General features: G+C 67.3%; 14 protein-coding genes. 4 read left to right on the top strand and 10 right to left on the bottom strand.

All coding sequences use genetic code 11. From position 1 onward, the window contains the following. Positions 1–520: 520 nt before the first annotated feature. The 9 genes from eccA to G6N56_RS03240 all read right to left on the bottom strand — a co-directional run bounded on the left by eccA (position 521) and on the right by G6N56_RS03240 (position 9968). Positions 521–2353, bottom strand: a complete 1833-nt coding sequence (gene eccA, locus G6N56_RS03280; RefSeq protein WP_085256708.1) for a type VII secretion AAA-ATPase EccA — start codon at positions 2351–2353, stop codon at positions 521–523. Continuing rightward, positions 2350–3552, bottom strand: a complete 1203-nt coding sequence (gene eccE, locus G6N56_RS03275) for a type VII secretion protein EccE (protein WP_085256709.1) — start codon at positions 3550–3552, stop codon at positions 2350–2352. The genes eccA and eccE overlap by 4 nt, the downstream gene beginning before the upstream one ends. 19 nt (positions 3553–3571) lie before the next feature. Then, complete coding sequence (locus tag G6N56_RS03270) at positions 3572–5410, bottom strand: type VII secretion-associated serine protease mycosin (protein WP_085256710.1); 1839 nt, start codon at positions 5408–5410, stop codon at positions 3572–3574. Continuing rightward, positions 5388–6905, bottom strand: coding sequence for a type VII secretion integral membrane protein EccD (eccD, locus tag G6N56_RS03265; protein ID WP_085256711.1), 1518 nt, complete (start codon positions 6903–6905; stop codon positions 5388–5390). The genes G6N56_RS03270 and eccD overlap by 23 nt, the downstream gene beginning before the upstream one ends. Before the next feature lie 275 nt (positions 6906–7180). After that, positions 7181–8083 (bottom strand): ESX secretion-associated protein EspG, encoded by a 903-nt coding sequence (locus G6N56_RS03260; protein ID WP_085256712.1) that lies wholly within the window; start codon positions 8081–8083, stop codon positions 7181–7183. An 84-nt stretch (positions 8084–8167) separates the two neighbouring features. Beyond that, a complete protein-coding gene (locus G6N56_RS03255) occupies positions 8168–8452 on the bottom strand; it encodes a WXG100 family type VII secretion target (RefSeq protein WP_085254792.1) in 285 nt (94 codons plus the stop codon). 50 nt (positions 8453–8502) lie between these two features. Next, positions 8503–8799: a WXG100 family type VII secretion target gene (locus tag G6N56_RS03250; protein ID WP_085256713.1), complete on the bottom strand. Its 297-nt coding sequence runs from the start codon at positions 8797–8799 to the stop codon at positions 8503–8505. Positions 8800–9017: 218 nt separating this feature from the next. Beyond that, positions 9018–9317 carry a PE family protein gene (locus G6N56_RS03245; RefSeq protein WP_085256714.1) on the bottom strand — a complete coding sequence of 100 codons (300 nt, stop codon included), beginning with the start codon at positions 9315–9317 and terminating at the stop codon, positions 9018–9020. Positions 9318–9668: 351 nt separating this feature from the next. Then, the gene (locus tag G6N56_RS03240) at positions 9669–9968 is read right to left on the bottom strand and encodes a PE family protein (RefSeq protein ID WP_085256715.1); all 300 of its coding nucleotides are present in this window, start codon (positions 9966–9968) and stop codon (positions 9669–9671) included. Between the two features lie 1053 nt (positions 9969–11021). Between G6N56_RS03240 and G6N56_RS03235 the strand changes: the two genes are divergently transcribed. The 4 genes from G6N56_RS03235 (at position 11022) to G6N56_RS03220 (ending at position 15661) form a co-directional block, all read left to right on the top strand. Continuing rightward, positions 11022–12338: a PPE family protein, SVP subgroup gene (locus G6N56_RS03235; protein ID WP_142280688.1), complete on the top strand. Its 1317-nt coding sequence runs from the start codon at positions 11022–11024 to the stop codon at positions 12336–12338. 18 nt (positions 12339–12356) lie between these two features. Continuing rightward, positions 12357–13730: a PPE family protein gene (locus G6N56_RS03230; RefSeq protein ID WP_085256717.1), complete on the top strand. Its 1374-nt coding sequence runs from the start codon at positions 12357–12359 to the stop codon at positions 13728–13730. Between the two features lie 192 nt (positions 13731–13922). Beyond that, positions 13923–14234 (top strand): DUF732 domain-containing protein, encoded by a 312-nt coding sequence (locus G6N56_RS03225; protein WP_232069203.1) that lies wholly within the window; start codon positions 13923–13925, stop codon positions 14232–14234. A 191-nt stretch (positions 14235–14425) separates the two neighbouring features. Next, a complete protein-coding gene (locus tag G6N56_RS03220; protein WP_085256719.1) occupies positions 14426–15661 on the top strand; it encodes a tetratricopeptide repeat protein in 1236 nt (411 codons plus the stop codon). A gap of 74 nt (positions 15662–15735) precedes the next feature. On the opposite strand, the gene G6N56_RS03215 is transcribed toward G6N56_RS03220, so the two are convergent. Continuing rightward, entirely contained in the window at positions 15736–16827 is a 1092-nt protein-coding gene (locus G6N56_RS03215) for a hypothetical protein (protein WP_180150470.1), read from the bottom strand. Positions 16828–16871: the final 44 nt, after the last annotated feature.

The following is a 16871-nucleotide window of genomic DNA, read 5'->3' as shown; positions in this document are numbered from 1 at the left end:
ACGGAGGACATGCGCCGCGGCCGGATCGGGGGAATTCTCATCGATTCGATACAGCCGCTGTCAATCGGACCAGTTCACGCACCTCCCGTCACGTGTAGGCACGGGGTGCCCTGATGGTTGCACAACAGCGGAGAAGGTCACCGGCCGCGATCTGCCCGGTGCAGCGCCCTCTCATCGGAACTTCATAGCTACGAAAGCGTATCCGGCGCGCATAAAGTCAGGCGGCTTTTCCGCTCATTTCAACCCCAAACGATAGACGACACAAATGGTTTGGCATCCCGCTGGAAGCCGGAGTTGCCGGCAGATATCGGAATTTACGCGACAGAAACTGCGGGTAACCGGGTGTCAATGCAAATCGAGGCAATCAGGGCGCCGAGCGGTGAGTGACTCGCCGTGCGGCGGCAACGGACACCGTTTGCGGCGAACCATGACCCGCTGCGCCGGCTGCAACAAAACCCGCCGACGGCCGCCGCCGCGGCCGCGGAAGTTAGCTGCCGAGGAACTTCGACGGCCTGGGAGGCTAGCTCGACTTGTTTTCGGCTACCGCCGCGCCCAGGCCCTCCGCGAGGTCTTCGCGGGTGAGCCTGGTGAACCGCAGCAACTGAGCGTTGCTGAATTCCGTGAGGTCGCTGGCCAGCACGTCGTCCAAATCCTCGTCGTCCAGGCGGAAGCTGCGGTGATCGCGGGCCTTTTCCACCACGTTCCGCACAAAGCCGGCATTACCGAGCGTGTCGATGCCGCGAATCAGGTCCCCGTCTTCCGAGTAGCTCTCGTCCAGGTAGAACTTCGTGTACGACGGCAGGAGCACCTCGACGTCCTCGTCGGTGATGATGTCCTGGTTCTCCTGCCCCATCAGCTTTGTCAGCGCGACCAACTCGTCCGGCTTGTAGCTGAAGAACTCGATAACGGTCGAAAAACGCCGGCGCAGACCCTGGTTCACGTCGAGCATCTTCTCCATCGCCTTGGCGTAGCCGGCGCCGAAGACAACCAGCTCGTCGCGATGGTTCTCCATGTAGAGCAGCAGGGTGTTGATGATCGCGTTGCCGTAGGGGTCGCCCTGCTGGTAGCCCTTCTCGTGCAGGGTGTGCATCTCGTCGAAGAACACCGCCCCGCCCAGAGCGCCCTCGAGCATCTCCTCGGTGTTCTTCTCGGCGTCGGCCATGTACCGGCCCAATAGCTTGGTGCGGCTCGTTTCCACCACCACGGGCTTACGCAGCACGGTCAGCCCGCACAGCTGCTTGCTGAACGCGCGCGCCACCGACGTCTTGCCGGTACCTGGGGGGCCCAGCAACAGGGTGTGGCGCGACGTCACGGGCACCGGCAGTCCCATCTTGGCGCGCGCCAGGTTCACCTTGGTGGTCGACTTGATCAGCTTGATCTCACGCTTGGCACGCTCCATGCCGAGCATCGCGTTCAGCTCGGCATCCCCTTCGGCCAGGTACTTGGCGGCCTCCACGGCGTGGCGGGCCGCCTCGGTCTGGGCGCGGCTCGGCGCGCTGTCCGCGTCCCACGGATCGGTGCGGGCCTCGATCGTCTCGGGGTCGGTGACCACGAGCCGGTAGTTGGGGTTGTCCAGCGCCTCCCGGGCGGGGGCGAATTTCGGATCGCGCGAGTAGACCCGGCGGAGCAGCTCGATGGCCTCTTCTTCCCGGCCGACGTGCCGCAGGCACATGCCCTGGGTGTAGAGGGCAATGTTGGCCGCGCCGGGCACGCGGTCCCCTTCGATGGCGGCCTCGCCGCGGCGGAAGGCCTCTTCGAAGACCCCGAGGGAGGCCAAAGCCGTCGTCGCCATCGCCGCGCCCGCCGCCTTCAGCTCGGGTTGGCGCCACTGCTTCCCCTCCGGGAATTGCAGGAGCACGTCGGGCCAGCGTCCGGTGCGGAAGAACAACACACCGCGGACGTAGGCGAACAGTTCCTCCTCGAACGGCTGGCGCGGCTCGACGCCGTCGAGCAGCTTCGCCGCCTCCTCGTAGCGCTTGGCCTCGGCAAGGACGGCGGCAAATGCGCAGGCCAGCGACTCGACGCTGGTGACGGCCAGCCGAAGGAACAAGCCGTCGGAAACCTCGGGCCGGAACTGCAGCTCCGTCACGCCGAGCCGGCGCGTCTCCCAGCCGAACGTCCTGACGGCAGCCCACGCTCCCGCGAGCACCTCGATGCTCTGCTCGCCGGCGAGCATCCGCGCCAGCCAGGCGTCGCACATCCCGGGATCCAGGGCGGTCGCGGTGGTGAACATCTGCGCCGCGACCTGGGGGTTGTGGCTCGGTTGCAGCCCGTTCACCGAGATACCGGATGCCAGCAGCCCGGCGACCAGTGCGTTACGGGCGTCTTCGGCGATTGATTGCGAGCGCGTCATTGCGCCGCGGGCACGCCCGCCGAGCTCTCCTGCACCTGACCGACGGACAGGACCAGCTCATCGTCGTCGTGCAGACCACGGCTCGGCACGACCAGCTGCGTGCGGATCGTGGGGGCGGGCAGGCTCGCGCGCACCGCCGCCAGCTGCCGGCCGGTGAGCCGGTTCAGCCCCGCCGAGACTTCCCGCGGCAGTCGGCCGTCGCTGTGGTAGCGCACCCAGGCCGACACCTGCGGCCGGCCGGCCCAACTCGTGAGCCGGATCGTGAGCACGGTGGCGTCGGTGTCGGGACGGAACAGGTCCTCCAGCGTCTCAGTGCTGATGTCCGAGGGCGTCAACCAGAAGCTGGTCGCGAACCCGTTGAAGTGCTTGAGGTGTCGCCATCCCGGGCGGCTCCACGTGGGCTCGAGGTTGGCGAGCACGGCTTTGTCGACCTCGACGAGCTCGTCGGCCGTCAGCGGCCGCGCCGCACAGCTCTGGCCGTCGAGATCCTGCGCCAGCCGCTCGGTAGCCGCGACCAGCGTCGATGCCAGCGAATCGCGGGTCGCCACGGCGGCGACGTTGCGCTGCGGGTTCATCCGCAGCACCAGCCAGGTGCGGCGAACGTATGAGGCCGGCTGGTCGGTCACCAGCCCCCACTCCTCGGGGCCCCAGTCGTCCAGCTTCGACAGCTCGGCGGCGCTGTCTTCCGGGCCCCCGCGGCGTACCTTCACCGAGACGATGTCGATGCCGTCGAGGTTGATGTCGAACTGGCGCAGTCCGGCGGCGACCGACTGCACGAGCAGGGCGGCCTGCGAGGTGCGATGGCGATGACGTCCCGCCGGGTCCTCCCCGCCGTCGATCGCGATCACGGTGACCAGGCGACCCTGGTAGCCGCGCACACCCACCTTGTCGCGCCCGTACTTGCGCTGGTAGTCGGCCGCCGGGGTGCAGCCCGCGGCCAGCGAGCTGCCCGGGTCCGCGGACCAATCCCACAGCCACGAGGCCAGCCCCGCGGTCACCGTGAGGCCGTGGTGGGTGACCAGTGACAGCAGCGTCACCAGTACCGCGAGACCGACACCGACCCAGAACGCGATGCGATGCTCGCCCTGCCACGATTCCGGGCAGTGGCTGGCCACTACCAGGATCAGGATGTCGACCAAGAACACCGCAGTGACGCGCGACCACGCCAAAGACAACCCAAAACTGCGCTGAGCCTTCATTGCTATTGCTGCTCCGCCCTTATTGCTGCTTCCGCGATCGCTTCATCAGCGTCGTGGTACCGAAGATCGCCCCGCCGATCAGTAGCGCACCGGTGAGCCCGCCAGCGGCGACCCACACCGGCACCATATCGCGGCCCGGTGTCGCACGAGGAATGTTCAACGGGGCCGACAAGCGCTGCGGCGGTTTGAGCGGACCGTCGGGAACGTCCCATGTCAGGGCCGCCACCGGGTCGACGAGACCGTAGCCGATCTGGTTGTCGACGCCGCGTGCGGGCGCCCTGGCGGTGCGTTCCAGGCGGTTGATCACCTGGTAGGCCGAGAGCTGCGGGTACTTGGCGCGGACCAGGGCGGCGACCCCGGACACGATTGCGGCCGAGAAGCTCGTGCCGGACGGAACCAGCAGCGAGTTGTCCGGGCCGTCGATCGCGTTGATCAGGCCGTCGTCCCGGGGCGAGAGCCCGACGACATCGGTCCCGGGCGCGGCGAGCCCCACCCACGGGCCGGAGACGCTCGTCGACCCCTGGCCCTGGCCGCCTTGCGTCAGCGGCCGGCCGTCGGTGTCGACCGCGCCGACGGTCAGGACGTAGTCGCTGAACCAGGCCGGCGTCACGACAGTCGTGACTCCGCTCCAGTCGCGGGGGTCCTTCGGCTGCATCGGATCGAACGCCGGGTTCTGCTTGCAGTCCTTCTTGCTGGTGTCGCCGGCCGCGGCCACGATGACGGCGTTCTTGTCGACGGCCGCGTACCGCACCGCGGCGCCCAGCGTGCGCTGGTCGATGATGTTGCGCGCGCTCATGCAGGTCACGTCGGAGATGTTGATCACCGAGGCCCCCAGGTTGGCGGCGTGCACGATCGCCCGCGCCATGGTCTCGACGTCGTCGATCTTCGCCCGCGTCTGCGGATCCTCGTCACCGGTGTACGCGTCCTTGAGGCCGAAGGCCTGGCTGGACTGCCGGATCGCGATGATGTCGACGTCCGGTGCGATCCCGCTGAAGGCGTCGGGCGCGGCCGAGGGAGCCGGCGCCGGCGGCGGGGGCGGCTTGGGCGCCGGATCCAGCGGCCGCGGGCCGCGCTGATTGTCGACCGCGGCGATCCGCCCGCCACCGGAGTAGCTCGGGATCGTGACCGTGCCGCCGCCGTGGTTGGCCGCGCCCGGGGCCGCCGGAGCGCCCGGGGCTGCCGGAGCACCCGGCCCTGGCGGCGGGCCCTGGGGCGGCGGTGGCGGGGCTCCGAAGGGTCCGGGAGGCGGAGCGTCCGAAGGCGGCGGGGGCACCATGGTGACGGTCTGCGGCAGAGGCGACAGTGTCACCGTCTGCGGCGGAGGCGCTTTGGGGGGCGGCTCGGTCGTGGGGATCGTGACCGGCCGGCGCGGCGCCGCGGGCGGCGCCGCCACGCCGTTGGCCGGGGCCGCGCCGATCATCGACGCCACGATGGTGCCGTGCGCGTCGCAGTCGGACAGGCCGTCGCCGCCCATCACGTAGTCGCCGCCCGGGATCAGGTGCGGGAACCTCGGGTGCGGGGTGACACCGGTGTCGATGACCGCAACCTTCTGCCCGGCACCGCGCCCGAACTGCCACGCCTCCTGGAGGTTCAGCAGGTCCATGTACTTCGGCTGCAGTCGGAAGTCGGTGCCCGGCAGGACACCCACCTCAGTGCAGTACGAGTTCTGCTTCATGGGCGCCGGCGGCCCGGGCGGGCCGTCCGGCGGCACCGCGGCCGGGTCGACCGTAGGAGGTGAGATCGCGTACGCCGGGGGCAGCCCGGCCAGGGCACCCGAAGCAAGCAAGAGCGCGGCGATGGTCACGCGGGTCGCGCGACCACGCCGCACCTTGCGACTAGCGGTATCGGATGGCTGCATAAACGTTCATCAACCACAATGCCAGGGGGAAGATCGGCATGAGGCAGAGGTACTCGATCCATTCCACGAACTTGCGGAACAGCGGGCTGTAGATGGTGTTGGGCACCACGGCCGCGGCCGTCAGGCCCGCCGCGGGCAGCAGCACCAGGATGGCCGCGCTGATCGAGACGGCGAGCGGCGACTGCAAGACCAACGCGTACCGGGCCACCACCGTGAACACGATCAGCACGGCGGTCACTGCCAGGGTGATGGCCTGCCAGCGGTCCACGTAGGAGCGGCCGCGAAGCATCAGGAAGCCCGCGCTGAACCCGGCCAGCAGGAGCGGCAGCCAGCGCTGTCCGGTGTGCGGGTCGGCCAGCGCGGTCAAGGACACCACCATCAGCACGCCCAGCCCGACGAGCAGGCCGGTCAGGAAGGAGCGGGCCCGTTCGGCCTGCAACAGGACGTCGCGGACGGACGCCGGGCCCTCGAGGACCGGCGGGCCACCCTCGGAGCGCACCACGGTGGTGGGCAGGTCGGGACGCGCCTCGAACACCCACCGGCTGGTGGCCGACGGGAACACGGGCAGGCGGATGCCCGCCAGCCGCCGCGACAGCGCCGGCGCCCCGTGGTAGACGAGCACGCACAGCAGCACGACGGACGTGAACAGGGTCACGGCGCTGGTGTTGGCGATCATTCGCGCCAGGGCGGCGATACCGGTCACCAGGGTGACGGTGACGATCGCGGTGTAGAGCCCCAGCCGGCGCCCGGTGAAGCGCAGGGCGAGCATCGCAGAGATGGTGAGCACGCCGAAACCGAGCACGGCGTGGGGTGAACCCACTCCACCCGGGGGCGCCGCGGCCGCGGCCACCGACAGCGGGGCGAGCGTGCTCAGCAGCAGCAGGTCGCCCACGCGGCGGTCCTGCTGGGTCTGCGCCCGCATCAGCATCAGGAGCGAGACTCCCAGCATGACTGCGGCGATCACGGCGGCGTAGACAGTGGGCAGCCACGAGTTGTGGTGCCAGCGGTACCAGCCCAGCAGGGCGGCCGCGGAGGTGACGCCGACCGCCACCATCGAGGCGCCCACCTGCACGGCGACGACGGGGTCGATCGCGGCGAATCGTTTGCTGAGATTCGCCGCAACCGCGGTCGAGATGTGCTCGATGACCTGGGAGCGGTGCTCGGTGTCTTGGATGAACCGAATCCACAGCCGGTCGCCGTCGTAGACGTCCTGCTCGGTGAGGGACTGGGTGGCCCGCAGCGGCGTTCCGTCCACGAGGCACAGGGCCCACCTGCCGCGGCCCTTGGCCTCCAGCGGCGTCTCACCGAGCTCCCGCAGCCGGCTGTTGACGACCTTCAGCAGCGGGTCCGTCATGACCGAGACAGGGGCGTTGGCGTCCAGCAGGACGCCGATCTGGACGCCCTCGCCGGCCATGATGCCGACCACTACCGCCCGAGGCTGCGAGATTCCCTCGACATCAGCCTGTGGTGCTTCAACTCCCACTACCGCAGTCATCGCCCTACGGCCCCTTTCATGGTGAATGAGTAAGCCCGTGCCGCCAGCCCCGCGGGAGCCGCCGGAAGCTGGGTCGATCGACTCGCCGAGGCGCCAGGGCCCCCCGGGAGGTCCAGCTCGACTAATTCGGATTTCATCTGCCTCGCCTTGCGATCAAGAGTCGTGGTGACACTGGTTTGGGATTTGCTGATGATTCTAGAGAAGTATGCCGCGTTCGCATCTCGACCGCTTGTTATGCGCAAAAGCATTGGTAAACATTGTGTTTCGCGACCGATTCACACCCTTCGGTGCGTTTTCCATTCGCCGTAGGGCAGCGTGTCGAGCACCGTCTTGACGCCGACCTGCACTAGCTGGGGTGTGGCGGGGCAGATAGCCAGCCACGCCTCGCCGGAACCCGCGGTGCGCGCCTGCTGGTACATCGCGATGCGGCCGCCCGACCCGTCCTTGAGTGACAGGACGGAGGCGCTGGGGCCTTTGGCGTCGTCGCGGTACTGGCGCGCGTACACGGCCACCTCGGCCGCCGGGTCGGACAGCGCCTGACCCAGGGCGGCCACCGTGGCGGCGCTGATGCCCATCCGTCGCAGGTCGCCGCCGGAGAACACGTTGAATCCCGACTCCTGCCACGACTTCGTCGCTTCCAGCATTTCCTCGAGTGGCACGTTGACGGCGTTGATCGCCGCCGGCTCCGCATGGTGAATGGATTCGAGGCCGTCCATGACCAACGCGGCGATGGAGGCGCTGTCGGCGATGGCGACGTCGTCGACGGTGATGTCGCTGCCGACCCGCACGGCCGACACCCAGTGCTGCCCGCGCCGGGCGAGGACGACGCGGAACTCGTTTTCGGGGATGTCCCGCGATCCGGGCGGCTGGTTCTCGTCTTCGACCACGCCGTAGAGCAGCTTGCCCCGGGACAGCAGGGCGACCACCTCGAGGTCAGGCGCCGCGAGAACCCGCATCCGGGCGGCGACCTGCTCGTGTACCTCGTCACCGACCACGATGCCCTGCTCGCGCATCACCGCCATGCCGGGATGCTCGTTCAGCCAATCACTGGAGTCGGTGGAGACGTAAGGCCGGCACCGCAACTCCGGAGCGACGTGCCGGATGTCCAGGAGTGCCTGAAGCATCCAGAAGCCGTCGACGTTGACGGTGATGTCGGTGCGGGTGCTCTGTTGGTCCATCTGTCCCTCGAAGTCGAAGTGGTCGGTAACCGCAGGACGCGGCAGCACACCGACGTGGTGTGCTGCCGCGCCTGAAGTTGGGAGTTAGGCCCAGCTGGACCCGACGGCGCTGTCGGTGCTCGCCATGTTGCTGCCGGCGGTCTGCACCTTCTGGCCGTGGGAGTTGGCCTGCTCGTAAATCACCTGGAAGTTACGACCCAACTGGGTGATGAACTCCTGGCACGCCACCGAACCGGCGCCGCCCCAGAAGTCACCGGCGGCCAGCACATCGCGAACGATGGCCTGGTGCTCGGCTTCCAGCGATGCGGCCTGCGCGCGGATCAGGGCGCCGTGCGAGTCGACATCGCCGAACTGGTAATTGATGGTCATTTCGGTGTTCTCCTAACGTCTGAGAGGGTACGCAGCCTCAGCTTTTAGCGCTAGCTGCCGAGGATCTGCTGGGAGGCCTGCTCTTGCTGCTCGTAGTTGTTCGCGTCGCGGATCAGTCCGTCGCGCACGCCGTGCAGCATGTTCACGATGTTGCGGAAGGCCTGGTTGACCTGGCCCATGGTGTCGTAGGAGGTCGCCTGGGCCTGGCCGCTCCAGCCGGCACCGGCGATGTTCATCGACGACGCCCACATCTTGCGGGCCTCGTCCTCAACGGTCTGCGCGTGGGTCTCGAAACGACCGGCCATCGCCCGCATCTCGTGCGGGTCAGTCATGAAGCGTGTAGCCATGATCCTTTTCTCCTTAATATTCGGGATTTGCTGTGTTCTCAGGGATGGTCTGATGGCTACGCGGAAAGCAACCACCGAACCGGATAGTTGAAGATAAGTTCCCCCGCCCGTCGTTCCTCAGATAGTCGCGTGGCACGGCGGGCACGCCAGACCCAAACCGCGGTGTTTGGGTACGCGGAGGTCAATCACCGACTGCGTGGCCGGCGTGGTGTGTTCGATCAGCCGGCGGCGGCCGCGTTGGCGGCCTCGGTCGCGGCGTACGAACCGGAGCTCGTCGCCAGGGTGTTGACGAACATCTCGTGAATCGCGGCGGCCTGGGCGCTCACCGCCTGGTACATCTGCGCGTGCGCGGCGAACTGGGCCGCGGTCAGCGCGGACACCTCGTCGGCGGCGGCGGGCACCACCCCGGTCGTCGGGGCCGCAGCAGCCGCGTTCTGAGCGCTCATCGCCGAGCCGATGCCCTGCAAGGTCCCGGCTGCCGCGGCCAGCGCCTCGGGCTGTGTCGTCACGAACGACATAGTTGTTTCCTCCTAAGTAGATCCCCCACACTCTGCAGAGAGAGTAGATGAAGGCGCTCTCCGGGAGGCCGTCCCGAAGGAGCCCGTTTGCAATTGTTCACTGAACGGTACGGCGAATTCACTTTTAGTAACGACACAGTAACAGCGACGGGGCCCGCTTGGCCTCTTCATCAGCAAACTCACAGCGCCGCGACAGGAAGCCATAGCATCGCCGCTCCCCGAGCTGGCCGGTTCCGGGATCCCAGGACGGGCGCTCGCCGGCCCAACGAGCCACGGCACCCGTCGTCCGGTGGACCCCCGCCGGGGAGGCGAATCCCGTCGGTAGCCAGCCGAGGCTGCTCGCCAACTTCCTCAGCCGGCCGCGGCCGCGTTGGCGGCCTCGGTCGCCGCGTACGACCCGGAGCTGACCCCCAAAGCGTTGACGAACGCCTCGTGAATTGCCGTGGCTTGGGCACTGACCGCCTGGTACAGCTGGGCATGGATGGCAAACTGAGCCGCCGTAAGCGCGGACACCTCGTCGGCCGCTGCAGGCACCACCCCCGTGGTCGGAGCCGCTGCGGCCGCATTCTGGGCAGTCAGGGCAGAACCGATCGACTGCAAGGTGCCGGCCGCCGCGGCCAATGCCTCCGGCTGCGTGGTCACATATGACATCTTTAGCTCCCTCGTCGAGTAGCCGTTTCAACGGAAGTTCCGTCGGGCAGCACAGTACGTCGCTTCGGCGGAACGCCGCTCCGGGGAAATTCGGCGGCCGCCGGGACAGGTACGGCTTCGCCTCCGCCCACGGTCGTTCATCGGCGGTTAGTCCGCCGTTTGGACGGCAGTTAGGTCTCCGTCGTCTACCTGCGGGTCTTGGCTTCGGGGAGGATCCATGGGCACGCGTGCGCATGACGCCGTGGCCATGGGCGTGGATCATCGCCGGCGCCGAAAGCATTGCGGCAGGCAATAAAATCCGGCAGCAGAAAAGCCGATCACGCGCACAGCTAACGACTCAGTTTTCGGTGTCCGGCGTCGCCGCGGCGACTCCTAGTCGAATCCCTCGGTGTGGCCGAATTCCGGGCGACACCGAAACGCAGCGGACCGCCGGCAAACTCGCCACACACAACGCGGGCGGCTTCGCCGTCGCCGGATGGCGATCATGCGAAGGGTCATGGGAATTACCGCGCCCGGCGTAACGCCGCGCCCCGCGCCGACCCGGCATGCTGCCCGGACGCGCCCCGCCTGAACCCGGGGGCCGCCCGTGCGTCCGCGCCCGAGCTGGCCGCCGGGCTCCCCAAATGGCCCTTACGACAACGCCTTTCGTGGCGGCACCCGGCGGTCGTCCGTCGCCTCGCGGTATCGTCGTCATGCGGGCGTCCTGCCCGGGTCGTTCCCACCCGCGTTTGAAGGTTGTCGAACTTATTCGCGGCAAGATTCTATCCGGGACGTCGGGACGGCCCGTCGTCCGCACTCGCGTCCGGATGCGTGTCCGGATCTCCGATTTGTGCAGGCCACACCCGCTCAGCTAGGCCGTCGCCACCGAACCGACCACCTGACCCGCGCCCACCCGGGTGGGAGTAACGGGGCATCGCCCGTCGTCTCGGCAGACCTGGAGTGCGGCAAAGCCAGCTAATGTGCCGACAGCAGGACGTACACGAAAATTCCGTCCCGTCCGCGCAAGCATTTCAGGGCGTTGGGGGCCCTCACGACCGGAACGAGGGGAAGCTGATGGATTTCGGAGCGTTACCGCCGGAAATCAATTCAGGCCGGCTTTATTCCGGACCAGGCTCGGCGCCATTGCTGGCCGCCGCCGCGGCCTGGGATGGATTAGCCGCAGAGTTGAATTTCACCGCGGCGTCTTACGGGTCGGCCATCTCCGAGCTCACAGGCACTTGGCAGGGGCCGTCTTCGGCGGCGATGGCGGCCGCGGCGGCGCCGTACGCGTCGTGGTTGACCACCACCGCGGCGCAAGCCGAACAAGCGGCGCTGCAAGCCAAAGCGGCGGCGGGCGCTTACGAGGCCGCCTTCGCGGCCAGTGTGCCGCCGCCGGTGATCGCGGCCAACCGCGCACTGCTGGCCGCGCTGGTTGCAACCAACTTCTTCGGCCAGAACACGTCGGCGATCGCCGCCGCGGAAGCCACCTACGCGGAATTCTGGGCCCAGGACGCCGCCGCAATGTACGGCTACGCGGGCTCCGCGGCGGCGGCCAGTCAGCTCGCCTCGTTCAGGGAACCGCCGACAACCACCAACGGCAATCCGGCGGCCAATCAGACCTCGGCGGACGCCCTGTCGGACATCTCCACGTTCCTCGCCACCGTGCAGAAGCAGCTCGCGACCCAGATCGCCCAGCTGCAGAGTCAGGTGGTGAGCTTTACGAACAGCGTGGTCGGGCAGACCCCGAACCTCGTTCCCCCGTCGACTTGGACCGGGTTCACGGCGTTCACGGACGCGAACAACGTCATCAAATCCCTCACCGCGGTGATCAACGCCACCGGAGCGTCCCCCTACACGCCGTTCGGCGTCGCGAACATCATGAAGAACTGGTACCAGGTTTCGATCAGTATCCCCAGCCTGGGTACCGGCATCCAGGGCATCGGCCCGCTGGTGCACCCCAAAGCCCTCACCGGCGTGTTGGCGCCACTGCTGCGCAGCGACATGTTGACGGGAGCCGCCGGGGCCCACGTGGCGGGTTATTCGGCGGTCACCGGGGCGACCGGCCGTGCCGAGCTCATCGGATCGCTGTCGGTGCCGCAGAGCTGGGCCGCGGCCGTCCCGGCCGTCAGGTTGGCGGCGACGTCGATGCCGGAGACCGCGGCCGAGGCGGCTCCCGCGGTCGCTGCTAACGGTCGATCGGCGATGTTCGGCGAGACCGCGCTGGCGAGTCTGGCCGGACGCGCGTTCGGGGACACCGCTACGCGGTCGGTTGGCAGAACCCCCACGCGCGCGCTGGCGGGAAACATCCCGCGCTTTACCGACGGTGTGGTCGCCGAGGACAACATCGCAACCACAGCGACAATCATCGTCATACCGCCGAACGCGGGATAACCAGGGAAAGGCACGGCAATGGCATTGGGGATATTTGGGGATTTCGCATCCCAGCCGCCGGAACTCATCTCCGCCAAGATCTATTCAGGGCCCGGTGCTGGCCCGCTGCTTGCCGCGGCCCAGGCGTGGGAGGCGTTGGCGGGAGAGCTGCAGACTACGGCTGCGTCCTACGGAGCGGCCATCGCCGAGCTCGGTGCGTCATGGCAGGGTCCCTCGTTCGATTCCGCGGCCGCCGCGGCGTCCCCCTATGTGACATGGTTGTCGACCACAGCGGCTCAGGCCGAGCAGGCCGCCGCCCAGGCGCGGACCGCCGCCAGCGCCTACGAGGCCGCGTTCGCCGCCACCGTGCCGCCTCCGGTGATCGCCGCCAACCGCGCCCAGCTGGCATCGCTTGTCGCGACGAATATCTTCGGGCAGAACAATTCGGCGATCGAGGCCACCGAAGCCGAGTATGAGCAGCTATGGGCCGAAGACGTCGCAGCCATAACTACGTACGCCGGCTCGTCGCTGGCCGCGACTCAGCTGACCGCGTTCACCGAGGCGCCGCAGACCACCAGCGGCGGCGCGGCGGCGGCTGCCACCACGGCCGCCGCCGTCACTCCGCAGTCGATAATCACCCAACTGGAAGCGATTCTCACGCAGCTGACCACGGGCGTCACCACGTTCACCACGGACTACTCCACCTTCTGGGAGAACTTGATAACGAAAATCACCGGCAATACGCAGATCGCGACTGTCTGGGAGTCCCTGTATTCCTTCATCTCCGGTGCCGGCAGCCAGGCGACGTGGACCAACGTCGTCAACAGTAGCTCGAGCCTTGGCATCGGCCAGTGGAAGAACTTCTTCGTCTATCAGCCGTGGAGCGCGAATATGGCGAAAGGGAGCCTGGCCGGTGGACTGTCATCGGGGGCGCCCGGAATCCTGGCGAGGCCCGCGTCGGCAGTCCTGGGTAGTGCGCCGGCCGTGGGGAAGCTGTCCGTGCCCGCGAGTTGGGCAAGCGCGACTCCGGCGATTCGGCTCGCCTCTACCGTCTTGCCGAGCACCAGCGCGGCGGCGGCTCCGGCGGCTGGTTTGGCGGACCTGTTCAACTCGGCTGCCACCGCGGGCAGCTTCGCGGGAGGCGCGCTGGGAACGCCGCTCGCCAACGTTGCCAGTAGGACGACCCGCGTCCAGCCCGCTCCGAGCACCGCCAAGCGCAAAGCGCCAGTCGCGCTGGACCGCGTCATTGCGCAGTTGCAAGAGCAGCCCGACGTGGTGCAGCACTGGACCGTCAGCGAATCCGAACTCGATGACCTGGTTGCGGAACTCTCGATGAAACCCGGCGTCCACGCGGTGCACGTCTGCGCCGAAGGCGAAGCCGCCGTAGCGGCGCCCCAATCCCATTCGGGTTGAGCGAGTATCCCATGGGCATCGAGCGTCGAAGGATCGCGGCATCCGGGACCGGCCGTCCCGGAATGGCTTCGGCCGCGGGCCAATTCGTCAGGAGTCGCCGACCGGAAGGACGTCCGAGGAGAGGGGCGGCATTTCATGCGGTATAGAGGACCATGGTTTGCAAAGCTGCTGCTGGCGCTTCTGGGCACGCCGATGGGAATCGTCGTTGCGTGGCCTGCCCACGCGGAACCCGGCATCGACGAGCCGCCTAACGGAGACGATGGGGCATTTCTGTCTTCCCTGCACCAGTTGGGAATCAATTTCGGCGACCCCAGCCAGGCGATAGGCGCCGCGCACTCGGTCTGCGGCCTGATCCAACGAGGCGAATCGGGCCTGGAGGTGCTCAATGATCTCCGCGACCAGAACCCCGGGCTTTCCACTAACGGTGCTGCCCAATTCGCGACGGTCGCGGCTAAACACTATTGCCCGCGGCAACTCGAGCCGAACGACCACGGGATCAAGTAGCGCCGAATCTGCCTGCATGACTTGCCGGTACCCACGCGAACGCGATTCGGAGATGCCTACGGCGCCGGTTTGGTCGATGACATTGCAGGACAGCGCGAAAGACGGAGCAACCAGAGTTTCGTCATTCGCCGTCTCGGCCGTAGGTTTAACGGTTCTTCGACAGCCTGTGGGCAGAAAAGCTGAGGAGACGGGTGCCGCAATCTGAATCGCCGCCGACGGCGGGCCTCTGGGACGCCGAACGTTTGATGCGCGCCAGAGACTTCGCGTCGGCGGCGGAGATCCTCGAGGATATCGTCGAGCACGACGACAATCTTCAAGCCCTCTGCATGCTTGCGTCGTCGCTGCTGGAAGTCGGAGAACATCGGCAAGCGCTTCACTACGCCTCGCTCGCGGCGCAACGGGAACCCTCCCTCGCGCCCGCCAGGGACTTGCTTGGCAGGGCGAACGCGGCGTTGGGGCACTTCGCGTCCGCGTTGTCGGAATACCGCGCTCTCGCCGCCCTTTGTCGCGAACAGAGCCCGGCACCGCCCGACGAGTTCTCGATACCGGCGCACTTCGCGTTGCACAACATCGAACAGATCGCCCATATCCTGGCCGCCGAGGATTCCGAAAAGCGGGCATTCGCTGGCGTGGCCACAGACGAACTCCCCGCCTTGCGCCGCCAGCTCACGGACCTGATTGATGCGTCCGATGGGGCGGCGCCCTGGGTGTCCGTCCAGGGGAAAAACGGCCGTATCCTTGCGGATCCGCCCTACGTACGCGCTTCGGAGGAGCGCCTGCCAAGGTATTTGAACCCGGGCATCGACTACGCAAAGTTGCAAAACGCCATCGTCGCAGACCGGCGCAGGGTCCAGGTGATCGACGAATTTCTGACGCCGGCCGCGCTGGCTCAAGTCCGGAAGTTTTGCCTGCAGTCGACGGTCTGGCGTCATTCGTACGAATACGGCTACATAGGTGCCTTCCCCCAGGACGGATTCGCCAGCGTCTCGCTGTTCGCCATAGCCGAAGAGCTCTTGGCGGCGCTCGGCGAGGCGCTCGACGGCTATTACTTCGCGCAGTGGTGGGGATTCGTCTACAACGCCAACCTTCCGGGTGTCGACGTCCACGCCGACGATTCCGATTTCGCCGTGAACCTCTGGATCACTCCGGATTCCGCAAATCTGGACCCGAGTCGAGGTGGCCTCGTGGTGTGGGACAAGACAGCACCGAGCGACTGGACTTTCGAGGATTACAATGCCGGAGGGACCCGGGTCAGGCGGTTCCTCGAACAGCAGAGCGCCAAGCCGAACATCGTGCCCCATCGCGAGAACCGGGCGGTTCTGTTCGGCGAGCATCTCTTTCACCAGACAGACGAGTTCACCTTCGCGCCCGGGTTCGCCAATCGGCGACGCAGTTTGACCTTCTTGTTCCGACGCCGCAAGCAGTAGCTCGGGGAGGCGCGGCAGCTACCGAACCGCATGTTATTCACGATGATTTGGCGCCTGGATCGGCACCCCCCGGTTCATCGGACCTTCCCGGCTGCGGTGAATGCTGTGTCGAGGGTGATGGTTCTTTCGGCCTTCGCGTACCAGCCCTGCGGGGCGTGCTGGCTGGTGTGCAGGTAACACTGAACCCTCACGTCCCGGCTGCCGGGGGTGAAGGTGAGTAGCCTGCTGATCGGCACCGTGGTGATGGGCATGTGATACCGGCTCAACGATGCGGCGTTGACGAACCATGTGCCCCAACGCTTTTCGATATGCGTTTTGCCGCCGTAGGTGTCGTCGGGATGCGTATGCGTGTGCCCGGCGAACCAGAGCTGGACGCGACCGGGGTGGTCGGCGAGGAAGCGCTCGAAGATCCCAGAGTCAGGTTTGCTGTCTACCCAGTATAAATAGGATGCGGCGTGCGGGGTTCCGCGCTCGAATGGTCGGTGGTAGTGCTCACGCAAGCTGCCGTCCGGCCCTCGGCGTACACCCTCCCATTCGCCGGATGCCACGGTGGTGTCCTTCAGCACGTAGTGGTGCACGGTGACGATGATCGAGTCCGGATGGGTCAGCACCATGTGGTTCCACCAGTCGAAGGTTGCCCCGCTGACGACGCCGCCGGGGTTGCCGCCGAGCGGCCCCCGGCCGACGGTCTGGGTGGGCTCGTTGCGGTCACTGAGCATGAGGAACAGCAGGTTGCCCACCCGAAAGGAATAGTGCTGCCATACCCCGACGACGGGGTAGCGCCGCGCGCTCGGATCCACTCCGGAGAACCGGGTATGCCCGCCGAGCGGGTCGACCCACTTCTGCCACCACCACGCTTCGGACTCGTGCAGGCCGCTGCGGTCGTGGTTGCCGCAAACGCTGTAGATATCCTCGCGCCGGTGGCGGCGCAAGGCGGCGAACTGTCGGCGAACCTCCTCGCCCTCGGCGTCGTCGGGGACTTGGTGATGACCGCCAGACATGTCGCCGACGTCGATCGCAACGTCCCACTCGAAGGGTGGTCCCCCTTCGGATCCACCGAATTCCGACTGGGTGATCGCCTCGGCCAGGCTCAGTCTGCCGTGACGACGGTCGGTCCCGACGTGGGCATCGCCGAAGACCCAGAGCCTGAAGGGAATTTCCGCCATGTCCGGAGTGTCATCGGGTACGGGCGTGCCGCCAGCCCGCCGCG

This window comes from Mycobacterium saskatchewanense, assembly GCF_010729105.1.
Lineage (GTDB): Bacteria > Actinomycetota > Actinomycetes > Mycobacteriales > Mycobacteriaceae > Mycobacterium > Mycobacterium saskatchewanense.
Note: the sequence above shows the minus strand (reverse complement) of the source record. Positions and strands in the feature narration are given on the sequence as shown.